We start from the raw sequence: 16,016 nt of genomic DNA, 5'->3' as shown, positions 1-16,016 counted from the left end.
AGGTGTGCGAGGAGCGACCGGTGCTCGAGGTCAGCCTAATCCTGTTCGAGAATGTCGGATTGCTGGCATTCGTCGCCGTCGTGTACACCATCGCGCCGCGCCGCCTGCCGCAGATTCCGCACGCGCTTCTCGTCGGCCTCCTGTGCGGACTCGGCGCCGTGGTCGCGATGCTGAAGCCGATCGATCTCGGCAACGGGGTCATCCTGGACACCCGCGGCTCGATGATCATGCTGGCGGGCGGGTTCGGCGGCCCGGCGGGTGCGCTGATTGCAGCCGCCATCGCCTCGGCCGTCCGCGTCTATCTTGGCGGAATCGGCGTGGCGGCCGGCGTGGCCTGGATCGCCAGCATCGCTGCCCTGAGTTCGATTGCCTATAGAGTGCTGCGGCCGCACCGAGCGCCGATGACGCACAAGTCACTGGCGATCTTCGCATTGCTGATGCCTGTGCCGTCTGTCTTCACCATCTTTCTCCTGCCCTGGGAGTACGTGGTCCACTTCTTCACCATCAGCGGCGCCCCGCTGAGCGCGGCGCAGATGATCGGCGTCTACCTGCTCGGCACGATCATGATGCAGGAAGACGAGCGCGTCGCCGCGGAGCGGCGCATCGAACAGCTGGCTGTGACGGACGAGCTGTCGAGGTTGCCCAACCGCCGCGCCTTCTACGCACGGCTGGCGGAGGAATGGCAGCGCCACACCCGCTACAAGGTTCCCTACAGCGTGCTGATGCTCGACATCGATCGCTTCAAGGCGGTGAACGACCGGTACGGGCACCAGGTTGGTGACGCCGTGATCGCCCACCTCGGCGAGATCCTGAGCCAGTCCTGCCGGATTTCCGACCTGCCCGCCCGGGTCGGCGGCGAGGAGTTCGCCGTGCTCCTGACCCACACGGAGCCGGAGGCCGCCACCATGCTGGCGGAGCGGATCCGCAAGAAGATCGAGGAAACCGACTGCATCCTCGACGACCGGCGGATCCCGTACACCGTGAGCGTCGGCGTCAGTTCCAGCGACGACTTTCCGTTGTCGCCCGACGAAGTCATGTCCGCGGCGGATTCCGCGCTTTACGATTCCAAGCGCAAGGGCCGCAACCGCGTGTCCGTTGCCGGCGCGGAACTCACCGACGCCGTGCGCGCGGTGAACACGCGGGTCGCCCTCGAGCGGGCACAGGGCGTGCCCGACGCCAATGGCGAGCCCCGGCCAGCCACGCCCGGTGGGCACGGCGGCTAGCCCCACCGACCGGGACGGATCCCGGCCCGCCTGCCTGCCTCCCACTCTCAGGACACAGGAACACCCGGGTGCCCGACAGGTGCCTGCCGCGCAATCAGTTCGTGGCGAAGGACAGCCTCGTCCTGCATCCGATTTAAGCGGTATGCGTCGATTCTAGACAATGTCCTCTATAGGAGTTGACGCCTAATCCCGACCCAAATACGTTTTTTGTGACAGGTCCATGAGAGGACTGTGACGAGAGGGGCACGGCGCGGGTGAGCGAAGCGGGCGGAACGGACAGCACGGCAGCGCCCCGGCGCGCGCGGACGTCCAAGCACCGGCGGATCGCCGAGCAGCTTCTGAACGCCATCGAGTCCGGCCGCTGGCGCCCCGGCGAGCAGCTCCCGTCCGAAGAACAGCTCGCGACCGAGACGGCCAGCAGCCTGGGCACCGTCCAGCGGGCGCTGCGCAATCTGGTGGAAATGGGCGTCGTGGAGCGCCACCACGGCCGCGGCACCTTCGTGTCCGGCGCCCGCGCCCAGGAGCGCCAGCTGCGCCATTTCCGCTTCACCGCGGACGGCGGCACGGAGCTGCTGCCGGTCTATTTCAACATTCTCGACATCGAGATCACCCGGGACACCGGTCCTTGGAAGGACTTCCTGCAGGACCCGACCGACAGCTTCGTTCGGATCCGGCGGCTGGTCTCGGTGAACAAGGAATTCGAAGTCTTCAGCGAGATCTACCTGCCGGAGCACCGCTTCGCCGAGCTCGCCACGATGAAGACCACGACGCTCGACGGCGTGTCGATCCGCGACATGCTGGCGGAGCGCTTCAATGCCCCGACCCTCAACATCCGCCAGACCATCGTCTGCCAGACGCTGCCTCCGCGCGTGACGCGGCTCATCGGCCAGCCGGCCGGCTGCTCCGGCATCGTCTGGACGATCTGCGGCATGACCTATCGCGACACCCCGATCACCTGGCAGCGCGTCTTCGTGCCGCCCAGCGACCGGGTCCTGGAAATGGGCGCCGCCCCCCTCGGAGAGGGTGCCGGCAGGCGCTGACCACCATCGGCGCGCCTCGGCCGTCCCCGGACGCCCGTGGCCGCCCGATAACGAGAGCGGGCACAACCGAGCCCGCCGGACGAGACGGTCTCCGGAACACCGGGGATTTCACTCCAGAGTCAGGAGACAAGACGATGACATTCGGACCTTCCCTGAAGACCGCGCGGACGCTGGGCCTGAAGGCCGGCATTCTCGCCACCGCCGTCCTGATCGCCTCCGCCGCCGTGCCGGCCGCGTTCGCCCAGGACATGCCCGAGATGGACCTGAAGTTCGGGCATCCCTACAACGAGAACCATCCGCTCGCGAAGGGCGCCCAGAAGTTCGCCGACATCATTGCCGAGAAGTCGGGCGGCAACATCGAGATCGCCGTCTACCCGAACTCCACCATCGGCTCGTCGCGCGACCTGGTGGAAGCCATGCAGATCGGCGCGGTTGACTTCGCCCTGGTGCCGACCACCAACGTGGCCAGCTTCTACCCGCCGCTGGACATCTTCTACCTGCCGTTCCTGTTCCGCGACAAGGAACACGCCTACGCCGTCGCCGACGGCCCGGTGGGCCAGGAGCTGTACGAGGACATGCTGGAGAAGATCGGCATCCGCACCCTCGGCATGTACGAGAGCGGCTTCCGCACCATCACCACCCGCGACAAGAAGATCGAGACGCCGGACGACATGAAGGGCGTCAAGTTCCGCGTGGTGAACAACCCGCTGAACGTCGCCACCTTCAAGGCGCTGGGCGCCAACCCGACGCCGATGGCGCTGTCGGAGGTCTTCACCGGCCTGCAGCAGGGCACCGTGGACGGCCAGGACAACCCGGTCGGCAACGTGAAGGCCTTCGGCTTCGACAAGGTCCAGAACAACATCACCCTGTCCAACCACCAGTGGGCCGGCATCATGTTCCTGACCAACGAGGGCATGTGGAAGGATCTGCCGGACGAGGTGAAGGAGCTGTTCGCCGAGACCGCGCTGGAGACCCAGGAGTGGGAGCGCCAGGCCCTCAACGACCAGGAAGGCGAGTACCTCGCGGAGATGGAAGCCAACGGCATGACCGTGACCCGGCTGACGCCCGAGCAGAGCAAGGCCTTCCAGGACGCCATGGAGCCGGTCTGGACGGAGTATCGCGAGAAGCTCGGCGACGAGCTGATCGAGAGCGCCGTCAGCGCGCAGTAAGCCGCGCCACACCGCAAGCGTTGCCGCCGGGACCCACCCCCCGGCGGCGATCCCTGGCGAAGGGCCCGCCCGCCCATCGGCCGCGACCGGAGCGAGATCCGGCTTCCCCCGGACAGCGTCCGGACCGATGGTGACGCGAACCGACCCTTCATCGACCAGGACAAGGCCACCATGACACCGCCGACCGACACCATTATCGAGACCGTCGACCAGCTCCGCGAGGCTTACGCCGAGCCGCACGACTTCGTCCGCCAGAAATGCATTCCGCGCCTGGACGACTACTGCCGCCGCTGGATTGCGATGTCACCCTTCATCGTGCTGGCCTCAGCCGACGGAGCCGGTGGCGTCGACGTCTCGCCGCGCGGCGGCTCGCCCGGATTCGTGCGCGTCGCCGACGACAGCACGCTGCTTCTGCCCGACCTGCCGGGCAACAACCGGCTCGATACCCTGACCAACATCCTCGCCTCGCCCGGCGTCGGCACGATCTTCTTCGTGCCGGGCTTCGAGGAGACGCTGCGCGTCAACGGCACCGCCGAGATCGTGCGCGACGAGGACCTGCGCGCCAGCTTCGCCGACCGCGGCAAGCCGGCCGCGGCCGTGCTGCGCATCACCGTGCGCGAGGTCTACTTCCACTGCTCCAAGTCGCTGAAGCGCTCCGGCATCTGGGACGCGGCGACCTATCCCGACCGCTCCACCTTCCCCTCGCTGGTGGAAGTCGTCACCGACCAGATCCGCGCCAACACGCCGGACGAAGCCCGCAAAGGCGACACCGGCGACGGAGCCAGCCCACAATGACCCCTAGTCCCGCCCATTCGGGCCGACCCATCCCCCGCAAGGTGCGTCCATGAGCATGGTCCGCAAGTGTCTCGATCTCAGCGAAACGGCGCTGATGGCGATCTGCATCGCGATGTTCGCGGTGATGGTCGCCCTCGGCATCGCCACGGTGTTCTTCCGCTTCGTGGTGGAGAGCTCGCTGGCCTTTCCCGACGAACTGATCCGCTACCTCTTCATCTGGCTGGTCTTCCTGGGCGCGGCGATCGCGCTGAGGCGCAACTCCCATGCCGCCATCGGCGTGCTGGTGGAGTATCTGCCGGCACCGCTGAAGCGCGGCGCGGTGATGCTCGCCTCGCTGGCCAGCGCCGCCTTCTTCGCGGTGCTGATCGTCAAGGGCATCGAGCTCACCGAGCGCGTCGGCCCGCAGATCTCGCCGGCGCTGGAAGTATCCATGGCCTGGGTCTACGCGGCGGTGCCGGTCAGCGGCGTCTTCCTGCTCGTCTACACGCTGGAAATCCTCGCCTGGCAGCGCTCCGCCCCTGCCGACAAGCTCAGCACGCTGGGCAACTGACCATGCCGCTTCCCGCAACCGCCCCCACCCGGATCGCCCGCCCATGACGACCACCGTGATCTTCCTGGTCCTGATCGGCCTGATGAGCATCCGCGCGCCGATCGCCGTTGCGCTCGGCCTTTCCAGCCTTGTCGGCCTGCTCCTCAGCGGCATCAGCCTGGAAATCATCGTCCAGCGCATGGTGGCGACGAACAACTCGTTCCCGCTGCTGGCGATCCCGTTCTTCATCCTGGCGGGCGAGATCATGTCCACCGGCGGCATGTCGCGCCGGCTGGTGAATTTCGCCGGCGCGCTGGTTGGCCATTTCCGCGGCGGTCTCGGCGCCGTGGCGGTGCTCAGCTCGTCCTTCTTCGCCGCGCTGTCGGGCTCCAATGCCGCCACGGTGGCGGCCATCGGCGGCGTGATGAACGAGCCGATGGCGGAAAAGGGCTACCGGCCCTCCTATACCGCCGCCACCATCGCGGCTGCCGGCGTGACCGGCATGATCATCCCGCCCTCGGTGCTCCTGATCCTCTACGGCGTGGTCACCGGCGTTTCCATCGCCGACCTGTTCCTCGCCGGCATCGGACCGGGCGTGCTGATCTGCGTCAGCCTGCTGATCCTCAACTGGGTCCTCGCCCGCAAGGAGAATGTCGAGACGGAGCCCTTCAAGGGCGGCGGCGAGATCTGGCGCACCTTCAAGGCGGCGATCCGGCCGCTGCTGATGCCGGTCATCATCCTCTCCGGCATCTATGGCGGCGTGTTCACGCCGACGGAAGCAGCCGTGGTGGCCGTCTTCTACGGCCTCGTGGTGGGCATTCTGTTCCGCGAGTTCACCATGGAAGGTCTCTACCGCGCCTTCGGCCGGGCGGTGGTTTCCTCGGCGGTGGTGATGTTCATCATGAACGCCGCGGGCCTGTTCGCCTGGCTGATCACCATCAACCAGATCCCGCAGTCGATCTCGACCTACCTCGCCGGCGCCGCCGGCAGCCAGATCGTCTACCTGCTGTTCGTCAACGTGTTCCTGCTGTTCGTCGGCTGCCTGATGAACGCGGCCGCCGCGATCGTGATCTTCACCTCGATCCTCTACCCGGCGGCGATGGCCTTCGGGGTCGATCCCGTCCTGTTCGGCATCATCGTCGCGGTGAACCTGTCGATCGGCACCGTGACGCCGCCCCTGGGCGTCGACCTGTTCATCGCGTCCGCCATCACCAAGGTCTCCATCGAGCGGATCGTGGTCGCCATCTGGCCCTACATCCTGGTGCTCCTGATCGACCTGCTGCTGATCACGTTCGTGCCGCCGATCTCCACCTTCCTGGTGCGGCTCTTCTCCTAGATGGCCGCGCGCCGCGCGCGACCATCCGTTTGTCCAGTACGCCCTTCGAGGATTTGACCCCATGACCGAAAGCCGCCCGGCGACCCGTGAGAGCGACCGCCCCTGGGAAGACATGGACAGCGGCGTGATCCGTCACGCCATTCGCAGCGACCAGCTCGGCCATGCCGAGATCAGCCCCACCGGCCGTTTCGAGGCGGGCTCTTACGCCTCCTTCACGCTGACCTACACCGCCGGCGTCTTCGGCGTGGACGATTCCGGCAGCCTCAGGATCTGCTTCCGCTTCGCCTCCGATCAGAGCACCCCCCAGTTCGACGATCCCGAGGGCGCCAACTACTGCACCGTGGATGCCTCCAACGGCGCCGTGCTGCAGGTGCGCTGGGACCCTAAGGCGAACGTCCGCCCCTGGGACCGCACGCTGTGGATCAAGGTGGTGCGCGGCTACCTGAAGGAAGGCGAGACCATCACGATCCGCTTCGGCGTCACCGATCACGGCGGACCGGGCATGCGGCTGCAGACCTTCTGCGAGGACACGTTCGAGTTCCGCGTGCTCGCCGATCCGATCGCCACCTTCAATTTCCAGCCGCTGCCGGTTCAGCCGACCATCGCCATCGTGCCGGGCAAGCCGGAGCGCTTCGTCGCCGTCATCCCGACGCGGCGGCGGCCGGGCGAAACGTTCGCGCTGAAGATCAAGGGCGAGGATCGCTGGGGCAATCCGTCCGATCAATGTTTAGAAACCTTCCGCCTGGAGGCCACCGGCCCCATCGAGGGCCTGCCGGAGACGGTGAGCCTCACCCCCGGAGCCTTCGCGCTGGAGATCCCGGGGCTTTCCATGCCGGAGCCCGGCACCACCTCGATCATCCTGCGTGACGCAGCCGGCGCGGTCGTCTTCGAGACCAACCCGCTGATCGTCGAGGACACGCCGCTCGTCCATTTCTGGGGCGACCTGCACGGCCAGTCGGAGGAGACCATCGGCACGGGAAGCGCCGAGGGCTACTTCGCGTTCGCCCGCGACCGGGCCTTCGTCGACGCGTGCGGCCACCAGGGCAACGACTTCCAGATCACCGACGCCTTCTGGGGCGAGCTCAACCGTCTCACGGAAGCGTTCGACGAGCCGGGCCGGTTCGTCGCCCTGCCCGGCTATGAATGGTCGGGCAACACGTCGCTGGGCGGCGACCGCAACGTCTACTTCCCCAACGAGAACCGCGTCATCCGACGCTCCTCGCACGCCCTGATCGAGGGCGGCGACACCGACGGGACCGACTGCACCACCGCACGCGAGCTGTTCGAGGCGTTCGCCCGGGAGGGCGAGGACGACGTGGTTTGCTTCGCCCATTGCGGCGGCCGCTACGCCGACATCGGCTACGCCCACGACGGCCGCTTCGAGCGGTCGGTGGAGGTGCATTCCTCGTGGGGGACCTTCGAGTGGCTGCTGCACGACGCCCTCGACCTGGGCTACCGGGTCGGCGTCGTCACCAACTCCGACGGCCACAAGGGCCGTCCGGGCGCCAGCTATCCCGGCGCCGGCAAGTTCGGCGCCATTGGTGGTCTCTCCTGCTACCTGATGGAGGACCTGTCCCGCCTGGCGCTCCTGGATGCGCTGCGCAAGCGCCACCACTATGGCACGACGGGCGGCCCCGGCGGGCGCACCATCATCGACCTGACGGCCGGCTTCTCGGCCACCGGCACGCTCTATCATGACGATCCGGCGCTCTTCCCCGGCACCGAAGGACGCGCCGCGACCGAGGCGCTGATGGGCGACATCGTCCACTTGCCCGAGGGCGACATGGCGCTGTCCGTCTCGGTGGCCTCCAACTCCCCCATCGAGCGCGTCGACATCTTCAACGGGCGGGACCTGGTGGACACCATCCGCCCCTATGGCGAGGCCGATCTGGGCGCCCGGGTACGGGTGCTCTGGGAGGGGGCTGAGTATCGCGGCCGCTTCCGGGAGGTCATCTGGGACGGCGACGCCACCTTCGAAGGCAATCGCATCACCGCGGCGCAGCCGGTGAATTTTCTCAACCCCGACAAGACGCTGGAGCGCAAAGGCGACGACGGACTGTGCTGGAAGGCGCTGACCACCGGCAACTATGGCGGCTTCGACGCCTGGCTGGCCGACGGTACGGCAGGCACGTTGGCGCTGTCGACCCCGCTTGTCTCCGCGCGCATCGCCGTGGCGGACATCGGGCTGGAAGACACGCTCTACGACGCGTCAGGCGACTTGCCGCGCTTCGTGCGGATCTTCCGTCTTCCGGACGACAATGCGCACAAGAGCCTGACCTTCAAACGGTCGATCCCGCTGAAGGCGGACGGCGACAACGCGGTCTATATCCGCGTCACGCAGGAAGACGGCACCCGTGCCTGGACGAGCCCCGTCTACGTCTATCGCTGATCGGAAAGGGGTAGCGCGCCGACACGAGCGCGGCCGGCCGCCACCGGCCGCCGCACCGATCGGCCGACCGGCCGACCTAGTCGGTCTGCGGCTTGGCGGCGGCGTTGCCCGGCACGACGGCCTGGGCATTGTCGTTCGACAGCGACGACTCGGCCCGGTCGAGGGCCTTGATGAGGTCGCGCTTGTGCACCGGCTTGCTGAGCAGCGCCAGCGGCTCCGGATCGAACTCGCGGATCGCCTCGACCTGGTCGGACAGGGTGCCGCTGGCAAAGATGCAGCGGACGTCGAACTCGGACTTCAGCTTTCGGGCGACATCGACGCCACTGTCACCGCCGGCAAGACGAATGTCCATCACGGCAACATCCGGGCGAACGGCTTCGGCCTCGGACACGGCCTCCGCCATGGTCCGGGCAATACCGGTGACTTCATGACCGGCATCCTGGATCTCGAACTCGAGATCCTCGGCGACCAGCCACTCGTCTTCCACAATGAGAACGCGCATACCATGCTCCCTAATGATGTGAGAACGCCCCACGGGAGATTCCGTTCCACCGGCCGAAACTTACCAGCAGACATGCATGGAACGGTTGAGGACGGACAGCGGTACGCAGTGCGGTTTTCTGCCTACCCGACGACGCGTTGACGGGCAACCCCACCTGCCTCAGCCGTGTGCGTGAACCGACCCCGGTCATCAGCGCGCAGCGGTCAGACCGATCAGTCCGGCCAGCATGGCGCCGGCAGCCACCAGGACCGGCCAGAAGAAGGCCGGGTAGCCGAACAGCACGATCGCGAAGAGCCAGATCATCGCCAGGTTGGCGACGAACCAGGCCCGCGCGGACGGCGGGCCGGTCACGGCATCCCTGAGGAGCCAGCCGAAGACGGGAATGGCGTAGGCGAGGCGCAGCATGAGCGTGTCCGTTCGGGTTGCGGGCCGGGACCTGCTGTCCCGTCGGTCACGGATATAGGGCCGGAAAGACGGCTGCGACATGCGACACGTTTCCGGGATTCCCCAGGTCAGGTCGACAGCTCCGCGTCGGCGATCAGCTCGCGCAGCAGCAGCCGGGTCGCCGGAAGCATCTGGCCGGAGGGGCGACGCACGATGGCGAGCCGACGGCGCCATCTCGCCGCCTCCAGCGGCAGCGGACGGATCAGCCCCTGCGCCTCCTCCATGGCGAACAGCGAGCGGGTGAGCATGGTCAGGTAGTCGCCGGACAGCACCACCGCCTTGAGCGCCTGGGCGGAGTTGCTGGCCATCGTCTCCTTCGGCGGCTCGAGCCCGGCGCTCTGGAACATCGCCCGGTAGCCGTGGCGGTTGACGTTGCCCTTTTCCGGCAGGATCCACGGGTAGGCGGCGAGATCAGCGACGGTAAGCCCGGACCGCGCGAACAGCGGGTGGCCGCTGCGGGCGGCGGCACAGACCTCCTCCTCGCCGAGCGGCGTGACGAGCACCGAGGTGTCGGCAAAATCGGCCGGCTGGCCGACCACGGCGAAGTCAACCTCGCCGCGCGTCACTGACGCAATCATCTGCTCGCCCAGCCCCTCCACCACCCGCACCTGAATGCCCGGCGAGACGGCGAGTGCCCGCCCCAGCGCCCGCGGCAGCAGGCTGGCGGCGGCGCTCGGCACCACGCCGATGCGCACTAGACCGGTGGCCGCGCCGGCGAGGAGCCGGATCTCCTCGACCACCCGCTCGGTTTCGAATTCGTGCTGTTCGGCGTAGGCGCGCAGCACTTCGCCGAAGCGGGTCGGCTCCATTCCCTGGGAGTGGCGGACGAACAGCGGGACGCCAAGCCGCGCTTCCAGCCGTTTCAGCGACCGGCTCAGCGCCGGCTGCGTCATGCCCAGCGTCTGGGCGGCGGAATTGATGCTGCCGTGGCGCAGAATGCCCAAGAAGACAGCAAGCTCGCGATGGTTCAGGCCCATGCAGGATTGTTATAACAAAGGCCTCGAAATGCAATGGCTGCACCTGCGCACGGTGGTCTAGCCTTTGACCATGGACCGTTCGATCCTGAGGGAGGGGAATTCTCGGGTCGAGCGGCGGAGAGGGGCAGGAGCAGGTGCGCGAAACCGTCTTCCTGAACTATACCCAGGACGAGCTGGACCATCTCTACGACCAGCGCGCCTGGGCACCGAACGCCGGCGCCGTGCTCGCCGAGTGGCGGGACGCCGTGGCGCCGGCCCGCGCCTCGGTCACCGGCTATGCCGAGCACGCCTATGGTGGGCGGCCGACGGAGGTCCTCGACCTCTACCCCGCACAGACGACGCCCGCGCCCATCCACATCCACATTCACGGCGGAGCGTGGCGCGCCCAGTCCAAGGACGACGGAGCGATCCTGGCGCCAGCCATGACGGCGGCGGGGATGCACTTCGTCGTCCCCGACTTCGACCTTCTTCCCCACGTCCGCATGCCCGACATGATCGACCAGCTCGCCCGGATGGTCGGCTGGGTGCACGTCAACGCGGCGCACTTCGGCGGCGACCCCGACCGGATCCTGCTGTCGGGCCATTCGTCCGGCGCCCACCTGGCGGCGGTGCTGGCAACCCTCGACTGGCCCGCGCACGGGCTGCCGGCCGACGTGATCAAGGCGCTGGTCTGCGTCAGCGGCGGCTACGATTTGGAGCCGGTGCTTCTGAGCGCACGCCGCGAGTACATCAATCTCACGCCGGAGGAGGCCGACCGGCTGAGCCCGCCCCTGCAGGCGGAACGCATCGGCTGCCCCGTCTGGGTGCTGTGGGGCGAGAAGGAGACGCCGGAGTTCATCCGCCAGGGCGAGGCGTTCGCCGCCGCCCTGGCCAGGGCCGGCCGGCTGGCGGGCGGCGGCCTTGTCCACGGCCTCAACCATTTCGAGATCGTGGGTGCCATGGCTGTGCCCTCTAACCCGGTCCATCAGGCGGTGGTGGATGCGCTCACCGGTGCCGGCGGCGACCGGACCCCGGCCCCAAATTCATCCGATTTCAGGCGGAGTGCCGCACAATGACCGTTGGCGCACACGGATCCGATGCCTTTCTCGGCGCTGTGCGCAGCGGCCTCGGCGACGCCGCGCTCGACACCGATGCGGCCACGCTGGAGCGCTACGGCACCAGCCGGCTGCCCGGCGGGCCGCGGGGGCCGCTGGCGGTGGTCTGCCCGGCCTCCACCGAGGACGTGGTGGCGCTTGTCGATCTCGCCCGCACCCACCGGATCGCGCTTTGGCCCGTCAGCGCCGGCGAGAACATCGCGCTCGGCGAGCGCGCGCCGATCCATGCCGGCCAGGTGGTGGTCGACATGGGCCGGCGGATGAACCGGGTTCTGGAGATCGACGAGACGCTGGGCTTCGTCGAGATCGAGCCGGGGGTGACGTTCCAGGGGCTCTACGACGAGCTGCAGCGCCGCGGCTCGGACCTGATGATCTCCACCACCTCCGGTCCGCCGACCGGCAGTCTTCTCGGCAACGCGCTCGACAAGGGCGCCGGCCACACGCCGTCCTTCGACCAGTTCGGCTCGCTGTGCGGCATGGAGATCGTGCTCGGCACCGGCGAGGTGATGCGCACCGGCGACGGCTCCTATCCGGGTGCGGCCACCTGGCACCTGTCGCGCTATGGCTACGGGCCGGTGGTCGACGGCCTGTTCGCCCAGTCGAACCTCGGCGTCGTCACCCGCGCCGGCCTCTGGCTGCAGAAGCGGCCGCCGGTCATCCGCTCCTTCTTCTTCGCCTTCCCCGACGACGGCGATCTCGGCGAGATCTTCGAGAAGGTCCGGCCGCTGCGTCAGAGCGGCCAGGTGGCGATGCCGGTGAAGGTGACGTCGGATCTCTACGTGGCCGGGACCGAGGAGAGCTATCCGTTCGACGCCATGGGCGGCCGCACGCCGATCTCCGACGAGGCCCGCAATGCGCTCCAGGAGAGGCACGGCATCGGCGCCTGGATGGTCGGGGCGGCCATCTACGGGGCGAGCGAGGCCGACGTCAACGCCCGCATCGACCGCATCCGCGCCCTCATGGAGGCAGGCGGCAGGGCCCGCTACATCCCGCACGAGGAAGCCATCGAACGGCCGATGCTGAAGGCCCAGGTCGACTTCTTCTCCGGCGTGCCCACCAGCCACGAGCTCGGGCTCCTGAAATGGCGCGACCGGGCCGGCGGCAAGGGCCGCGGGGCCACCTGGTACCTGACCACCTGCCCGATGCGCGGCGCCGACGCGACCGCCATGCAGGCGCGCTCCCGGGCGATCCTGGCGGAGCACGGGCTCGACTATCTGGCCGCCTTCGGCTGCGGGCCGCGCGGCGCCCGGGCACTGCATCTCATCATCTTCGACCGGAGCGACCCGGAAGAGTGCGCGCGGGTTTCCGCATGCTACCGGGCCCTGTCGAATGCGCACGGCGCGGTCGGGCTGCCGGTGTCGCGGACGTCCCTCGATTTTCAGCAGGAAGAAATGGACCGTCGGGAAGTCGTGCCGTCGGTCCTGCGCCGCCTGAAGGCCGTGCTCGATCCCGACGGGATCATCGCGCCCGGCCGATACGGCGTCTGACACAAGAACCACGACAAGCCAGACCAGAGGACCAGGAGCAGACGGATGAACAGGAAGCTACTCACGGGACTGTCGGCGGCGGCGCTGTCGCTGACCATGGGCGTGACCGCCCACGCGCAGCAGGCGGCCATCGGCACTCTGCCCCAGGGCGCGCTCGGCTATTCCATCGCGGCCGCGGCCGCCAACGTCATCAGCCAGAACTCCGACGTGGCGGCCACCGCGGTCCCGACCGGCGGCTCCAACGTGGTGCTGCCGCAGGTCAACAGCGGCGAGATGGAGTTCGGCACCTCCAACACCGTCGAGACCGTCTACGCCGTCACCGGTACCGGCAACTTCGAGGGCCGGCCGCTGGAGAACCTGCGCGTCGCCGCCGTGCTGGTGCCGTTCACCGTCGGCCTCGTGGTGCGCGAGGACTCCGACTACCAGAGCGCCGCCGACCTCAAGGGTCAGCCCTTCCCCACCGACTACAGCGCCCAGAAGTTCGTCGAGATGTGCCTGAAGGCGACGCTCGCCGCCGAGGGCATGACGGTTGCCGACTTCGAACCGGTCTCCGTGCCGAACTTCGCCAAGGCCGTCGACCTGCTGGTCGCGGACCGTGTCTCCGGCGCCTACACCGCTCCCGGCTCCGGCGTCATCCGCCAGGCCGACGCCGACATCGGCGTGCGCTTCATCGGCATCAAGGCGACGCCGGAGGGTGAGAAGGCCATGCAGAAGGTGGCGCCGGGTTCCTACTTCGCCGAGGTGAAGCCGTCGCCGGCCGCCGCCGGCGTCAAGGAGCCGGTTACGCTGCTCGGCTACGAGTACACGCTGCTGGTCGGCAAGGACGTGCCGGACGACGTCGTCTACGCCGCGGTCAAGGCGCTCTACGAGCACCCGGACGCGCTGGCCGAGGCGCACGGCATCTACAAGCGCTGGGATCCGGAGCGGATCTACGTGCCCATCGACGCGCCCTACCACCCGGGCGCGGAGAAGTTCTTCAAGGAAGCCGGCCTGATGAACTAGGCCAGCGGCTTCGGCATCCGCCGTCCGGCAGCGGGGACCCATGGTCCCGGCCGCCGGGCGGCCCTCGCCCCGCAGCGGACAGCGCCCCACGCCCATGCCCCACTCTCTCGCCGCCCGCCTGATCGTCGGCCTCAGAACGGCCTTCGCGCTTGCGCTGCCGCTGCTGGCCTTCGCCTTCATTCTCGGCCTGCAACGCGAGCTCGGCCTGTCGCTGTACGACGAGCAGTTCCTGGCGGCGATGCTGGCGATCGCCATCGCGCTCGCCTTCCTGACCTATCCGCTGGTTCCGGCTCCGCGCGAGGAAGGCGCGCCCGGCCCGCTCCCGCGCTGGTACGATCTTCTCGCCGCCGCCGTCGGCTTCGCGGTGCCGATGTACGTCGCCATCCGCTACGCCTGGCTGGTCGACGAGGCGGCCTACGATCCAGGCGTCGCGCTCGTGCCCGGCGCGCTCCTGGTGATCCTGCTCCTGGAAGCGCTGCGCCGATGTGCCGGCCCGGTGCTCACCGGCATCACCGTCGTCTTCGTGGCCTACGGGCTGTGGGGCAATTTCGTGCCCGCGCCGCTGCAGGGCCGATCGATCTCGCCGGAACGGCTGGTCTCGCAGGTCGCGCTCGACCCGAACGGCATCCTCGGCAAGCCGCTGATGATCGCGGCGACCGTGGTCGTCGCCTTCGTCTTCTTCGGCATGATGCTGACCCGCGCCGGCGGATCCACCTACTTCACCCAGCTATCCATCGCGCTGATGGGCCGCTTCCGCGGCGGATCCTCCAAGATCGCCATCGTCGCGTCCGGCCTGATGGGCTCGATCTCCGGCTCGGCGGTCTCCAACGTGGTCTCCACCGGCGTCGTGACCATCCCGCTGATGCGCCGCGGCGGCTACGCCCCGCAGACGGCCGGCGCCATCGAATCCGTCGCGTCCACCGGCGGCCAGCTGATGCCGCCGATCATGGGTGCGGCCGCCTTCCTGATGGCGGAGTTCCTGCAGATCCCCTACGGCGACGTGGCGCTGGCGGCGCTGCTGCCGGCGATCCTCTACTATGCCGCGCTGTTCATCCAGGCGGACCTGTTCGCCGCTCGCCTCGGCATCACGGCGCTGCCGGCCTCCGAGATCCCGCCGGCCGGCCCGACCTTCCGCTCCGGCTGGTTCTTTCCGATCCCGTTCGCCGTGCTGCTCGGCGCCCTCTTCTGGTTGCACGTGCGCGTCGAGGAAGCGGCATTGTGGTCGTCTGCGGCGCTGATCGTGCTCGCCTTCGCGCTCGGCTATGCCGGCAGCCGGATGCACCCGAAAGAGATCCTGGAAGGCCTGAGGGAGACCGGCGTCGTGTCGCTGGCCGTGGTGTTGATTTCGGCCGCCGCCGGCATCATCATCGGCGTCCTCAACCAGTCCGGCCTGTCCTTCAACCTGACGCTTCTCCTGACCCAGGTCGGCCAGAGCAGCGTCGTGCTGCTGCTGGTCATCGCGGCGATCGTCTCCATCGTGCTCGGCATGGGCATGCCCACCGTCGGCGTCTACGTGCTGCTGGCCACGCTGGTGGCGCCGTCGCTGGTCAAGCTCGGCATCGAGCCCATCGCGGCGCACCTGTTCGTGCTCTATTTCGGCATGATGTCGATGATCACCCCGCCGGTGGCCATCGCGGCCTTCGCGGCAGCCGGCCTTGCCGGATCCAACCCGATGCGCACGGCGCTGGAGGCCACCAGGCTCGCCTGGCCGGCCTTCATCGTGCCCTTCCTGTTCGTCGCCGCGCCGAGCCTGCTTCTGATCGGATCGACGGTTCAGGTGATCCTGGCGGCCACCACGGCGCTGGCCGGCGTGTGGCTGGTCTCCGCCGGCTTCATCGGCCATTTCGTGGAGCGGCTGGCGCTGCCGATGCGGGCGGCCTTCGTCGCGGCCGGCGTCGGGCTGTTGATCCCGGCCGGCGCGTTCGAGGGGGCCGCGCTCGTCGACATCGTCGGAGCGGTACTGGGCGCAGTCCTGGTCGGCTGGCAGATGTGGCGGGCGCCGAAGGCAGCCGCCGCGAAATCCTGACCG

14 protein-coding genes are annotated in these 16,016 nt (G+C 68.4%); 11 read left to right on the top strand and 3 right to left on the bottom strand.

Going from position 1 to position 16,016, the window contains the following annotated elements:
- Positions 1–20 precede the first annotated feature (20 nt).
- The 7 genes from C507_RS0110015 to C507_RS0109985 all read left to right on the top strand — a co-directional run bounded on the left by C507_RS0110015 (position 21) and on the right by C507_RS0109985 (position 8,481).
- Positions 21–1,223 (top strand): GGDEF domain-containing protein, encoded by a 1,203-nt coding sequence (locus C507_RS0110015; protein ID WP_018699558.1) that lies wholly within the window; start codon positions 21–23, stop codon positions 1,221–1,223.
- Positions 1,224–1,477: 254 nt separating this feature from the next.
- The gene (locus C507_RS0110010; protein WP_018699557.1) at positions 1,478–2,263 is read left to right on the top strand and encodes a GntR family transcriptional regulator; all 786 of its coding nucleotides are present in this window, start codon (positions 1,478–1,480) and stop codon (positions 2,261–2,263) included.
- 134 nt (positions 2,264–2,397) lie between these two features.
- The gene (locus tag C507_RS0110005; protein ID WP_018699556.1) at positions 2,398–3,432 is read left to right on the top strand and encodes a TRAP transporter substrate-binding protein; all 1,035 of its coding nucleotides are present in this window, start codon (positions 2,398–2,400) and stop codon (positions 3,430–3,432) included.
- Between the two features lie 171 nt (positions 3,433–3,603).
- On the top strand, positions 3,604–4,227 hold the full coding sequence (locus C507_RS0110000; RefSeq protein WP_018699555.1) for an MSMEG_1061 family FMN-dependent PPOX-type flavoprotein: 624 nt from the start codon (positions 3,604–3,606) through the stop codon (positions 4,225–4,227).
- A 49-nt stretch (positions 4,228–4,276) separates the two neighbouring features.
- On the top strand, positions 4,277–4,777 hold the full coding sequence (locus C507_RS20965; protein ID WP_051089739.1) for a TRAP transporter small permease: 501 nt from the start codon (positions 4,277–4,279) through the stop codon (positions 4,775–4,777).
- 43 nt (positions 4,778–4,820) lie between these two features.
- Positions 4,821–6,092 (top strand): TRAP transporter large permease, encoded by a 1,272-nt coding sequence (locus C507_RS0109990; RefSeq protein WP_018699553.1) that lies wholly within the window; start codon positions 4,821–4,823, stop codon positions 6,090–6,092.
- 61 nt (positions 6,093–6,153) lie between these two features.
- Positions 6,154–8,481 (top strand): DUF3604 domain-containing protein, encoded by a 2,328-nt coding sequence (locus C507_RS0109985; protein ID WP_018699552.1) that lies wholly within the window; start codon positions 6,154–6,156, stop codon positions 8,479–8,481.
- A 76-nt stretch (positions 8,482–8,557) separates the two neighbouring features.
- Here the strand turns inward: C507_RS0109985 and C507_RS22370 are convergent, their stop codons facing one another.
- The 3 genes from C507_RS22370 to C507_RS0109970 all read right to left on the bottom strand — a co-directional run bounded on the left by C507_RS22370 (position 8,558) and on the right by C507_RS0109970 (position 10,404).
- Positions 8,558–8,983, bottom strand: a complete 426-nt coding sequence (locus tag C507_RS22370; RefSeq protein WP_018699551.1) for a response regulator — start codon at positions 8,981–8,983, stop codon at positions 8,558–8,560.
- 189 nt (positions 8,984–9,172) lie between these two features.
- Positions 9,173–9,388, bottom strand: coding sequence for a hypothetical protein (locus tag C507_RS0109975; RefSeq protein ID WP_018699550.1), 216 nt, complete (start codon positions 9,386–9,388; stop codon positions 9,173–9,175).
- Positions 9,389–9,495: 107 nt separating this feature from the next.
- Positions 9,496–10,404, bottom strand: a complete 909-nt coding sequence (locus C507_RS0109970; protein ID WP_018699549.1) for a LysR family transcriptional regulator — start codon at positions 10,402–10,404, stop codon at positions 9,496–9,498.
- Between the two features lie 134 nt (positions 10,405–10,538).
- On the opposite strand from C507_RS0109970, the gene C507_RS20955 reads away from it, so the two are divergent.
- The 4 genes from C507_RS20955 (at position 10,539) to C507_RS0109950 (ending at position 16,013) form a co-directional block, all read left to right on the top strand.
- Positions 10,539–11,459: an alpha/beta hydrolase gene (locus C507_RS20955; protein ID WP_018699548.1), complete on the top strand. Its 921-nt coding sequence runs from the start codon at positions 10,539–10,541 to the stop codon at positions 11,457–11,459.
- Positions 11,456–12,985: an FAD-binding oxidoreductase gene (locus tag C507_RS0109960; protein WP_018699547.1), complete on the top strand. Its 1,530-nt coding sequence runs from the start codon at positions 11,456–11,458 to the stop codon at positions 12,983–12,985. The genes C507_RS20955 and C507_RS0109960 overlap by 4 nt, the downstream gene beginning before the upstream one ends.
- A gap of 45 nt (positions 12,986–13,030) precedes the next feature.
- Entirely contained in the window at positions 13,031–13,987 is a 957-nt protein-coding gene (locus C507_RS0109955; RefSeq protein ID WP_018699546.1) for a TAXI family TRAP transporter solute-binding subunit, read from the top strand.
- Positions 13,988–14,081: 94 nt separating this feature from the next.
- Complete coding sequence (locus tag C507_RS0109950) at positions 14,082–16,013, top strand: TRAP transporter permease (RefSeq protein WP_018699545.1); 1,932 nt, start codon at positions 14,082–14,084, stop codon at positions 16,011–16,013.
- Positions 16,014–16,016 lie beyond the last annotated feature (3 nt).

The organism is Amorphus coralli DSM 19760 (genome assembly GCF_000374525.1).
Taxonomy (GTDB): Bacteria; Pseudomonadota; Alphaproteobacteria; order Rhizobiales; family Amorphaceae; genus Amorphus; species Amorphus coralli.
This window is presented reverse-complemented; position numbering and strand designations above follow the sequence as displayed.